3 protein-coding genes are annotated in these 2,398 nt (G+C 56.9%); all 3 read left to right on the top strand.

What is annotated here, in order from left to right; all coding sequences use genetic code 11:
* The first annotated feature begins 103 nt into the window (after nucleotides 1–103).
* The 3 genes from tnpA to tnpC all read left to right on the top strand — a co-directional run bounded on the left by tnpA (nucleotide 104) and on the right by tnpC (nucleotide 2,368).
* The gene (tnpA, locus tag IMW75_RS26640) at nucleotides 104–427 is read left to right on the top strand and encodes an IS66-like element accessory protein TnpA (protein WP_209012948.1); all 324 of its coding nucleotides are present in this window, start codon (nucleotides 104–106) and stop codon (nucleotides 425–427) included.
* Nucleotides 424–759 (top strand): IS66 family insertion sequence element accessory protein TnpB, encoded by a 336-nt coding sequence (tnpB, locus tag IMW75_RS27125; protein WP_237142353.1) that lies wholly within the window; start codon nucleotides 424–426, stop codon nucleotides 757–759. Before tnpA ends, tnpB begins: the two co-directional genes overlap by 4 nt.
* Before the next feature lie 61 nt (nucleotides 760–820).
* On the top strand, nucleotides 821–2,368 hold the full coding sequence (tnpC, locus tag IMW75_RS26630; protein WP_205894297.1) for an IS66 family transposase: 1,548 nt from the start codon (nucleotides 821–823) through the stop codon (nucleotides 2,366–2,368).
* The last annotated feature ends 30 nt before the right edge of the window (nucleotides 2,369–2,398 follow it).

The raw sequence follows: 2,398 nt of genomic DNA, 5'->3' as shown, positions 1-2,398 counted from the left end.
GTATGCGTCCGGCCAAGTCATCTACCCAACCCCGCAACGCCAGGACATGGTGTGCACTTAAATTTAAGTGGGCACCAGTTCTAGCCTTTCAAGCGGGTATTTCATGCAGCCAACACGCCGTTCCTATTCCAAATCCTTCAAGGCCCAGGTCATTCAAGAGTGTGCCCAGCCCGGCGCTTCGATTGCCAGCATCGCCCTCAGCCATCGCCTCAACGCAAACCTCGTCCACAAATGGATTCGAGTGCAAGCGCAGAAAAGCACGACGCTTCAACCTGCATTCATCCCATTGCCTATGCAAACAACGGCGCACGTATCTTCATCGAATATCAGCGTTGAGATTCTGCACCCACGCGGCACCGTCAAAGTGAACTGGCCAACCGATAGTGCTGCTGCCTGCACCGCTTTCCTTCGAGACCTGTTGCGATGATCCGCATCGACGCCATCTGGCTCGCCACCGAGCCCATGGACATGCGTGCCGGCACTGAAACTGCGCTGGCCAGGGTGATTGCGGTCTTCGGTGCGGCGAAGCCGCACTGTGCTTATCTGTTTGCCAATCGCCGCGCGACTCGGATGAAAGTGCTGGTACACGATGGGATTGGCGTTTGGCTGGCTGCACGTCGCTTGAACCAAGGCAAGTTTCACTGGCCAGGCATTCGACAAGGCAGCGAAATGCAGTTGGATACCGAACAACTTCAGGCCTTGGTGCTCGGCCTACCTTGGCAACGTGTTGGCGCTGGCGGTGCAATCACGCTGCTTTAAAAGCCGTAATTAGTGCCTCGGCTTGCTGTCGCAAGTGGCCTGCTTTGGTAAAATCCACGGCATGACTTCCTCGCCCAATCTCGATCAAATGACTCCCGACCAACTGCGTGCATTCGCTGCGCAGTTGCTGTCGCAGGTCGAGACCATGGGTAAGACGGTCGAAACAATGGGTAAGAAGATCAACCGCGATCAAACGGTAATCGAGAAGCTGACCCACGAGATTGCGCAGCTCAAGCGTTTGAAGTTTGCCAAGCGCAGCGAGCAGATGAATCCTGAGCAGGCGAGCCTGCTTGATGACCTGATCGATACCGATATCGCGGCGATTGAGGCCGAGCTTCAGGCCTTGCAAATAGCCCCAGTGGCGACCGAGAAAAAGCAAAAGCCCAAGCGCACGGCCTTGCCGGCAGAGTTTCCACGCACCTTGATCCATCACGAGCCGGACAACACCCACTGCCCATGCGGCTGCGCGCTCAAGCGTATCGGTGAAGATATCAGCGAAAAACTGGACTACACACCGGGCGTGTTTACCGTTGAACGCCATGTTCGTGGCAAGTGGGTTTGCGATAGCTGCGAAACGCTGATCCAGGCACCGGTGCCGGCGCAGGTTATCGACAAAGGCATCCCAACCGCCGGGTTGTTGGCCCATGTCATGATCGCGAAGTTCGCTGACCATCTTCCGCTTTACCGTCAGGAATCGATTTTTGGTCGTGCCGGCTTGGCGATTCCACGTTCAACTTTGGCTCAATGGGTTGGCGTTACGGGCGTGCAGTTGCAGCCACTGGTCGATGCCCTGCGTGACGTAGTGATCGGGCAGCAGGTTGTGCACGCGGATGAAACGCCCGTGCAGATGCTCGCTCCGGGCTCGAAAAAAACCCACCGTTCTTATGTTTGGGCTTACGCCACCAGCCAGTTCTGCGAAACAGCCGCTGTCGTCTACGACTTCAGCCCCAGCCGCGCCGGTGAGCATGCTCGCAACTTCCTGCAAGGTTGGAAAGGTAAGTTGGTCTGCGACGATTTTGGCGGTTACAAGGCCAGCTTCGAACTCGGCGTAACCGAGATCGGCTGCATGGCCCATGCCCGGCGCAAGTTCTTCGAACTGCACGCTACAAACAAGAGCCAGCTCGCCGAGCAGGCCCTGCGTTACATCCAGTTGCTGTACGAGATCGAGAGCGAAGTGCGTGACCTGGAGCCGGATTTACGGTGCCGAATACGGCAAGAAAAAGCCGTGCCGGTGATGGATATCCTGCATACCTGGATGATCGCTCAGCGTGATCTTGTGCCCGAAGGTTCGGCCATCAGCAGAGCACTCGATTACAGCCTTAAACGCTGGGCAGCGCTGTCGCGCTACCTCAATGACGGGGCCGTACCCATTGATAATAATTGGGCGGAGAACCAGATCCGACCATGGGCTCTTGGACGCAAGAACTGGCTCTTCGCAGGGTCGCTACGCAGCGGAAAACGGGCGGCGGCGATCATGAGCTTGATCCAGTCTGCGCGGCTGAATGGTCATGATCCGTATGCCTATCTAAAGGATGTTCTCACGCGCCTGCCAACGCAGCGGGCGAGTGAAATCGAGCAGTTGCTTCCGCATAAGTGGCAGCCGGTTTAATCACGCAAGATGTGATGCCCGGACGCATAC

Origin of the sequence: Pseudomonas gregormendelii (genome assembly GCF_017114825.1) — a bacterium.
GTDB lineage: Bacteria > Pseudomonadota > Gammaproteobacteria > Pseudomonadales > Pseudomonadaceae > Aquipseudomonas > Aquipseudomonas gregormendelii.
Note: the sequence above shows the minus strand (reverse complement) of the source record. Positions and strands in the feature narration are given on the sequence as shown.

Bases quoted from the DNA above. Each gene is read 5' to 3' on its own strand.
- tnpA (WP_209012948.1), top strand. From the start codon at position 104: ATGCAGCCAACACGCCGTTCCTATTCCAAATCCTTCAAGGCCCAGGTC.
- tnpB (WP_237142353.1), top strand. From the start codon at position 424: ATGATCCGCATCGACGCCATCTGGCTCGCCACCGAGCCCATGGACATG.
- tnpC (WP_205894297.1), top strand. From the start codon at position 821: ATGACTTCCTCGCCCAATCTCGATCAAATGACTCCCGACCAACTGCGT.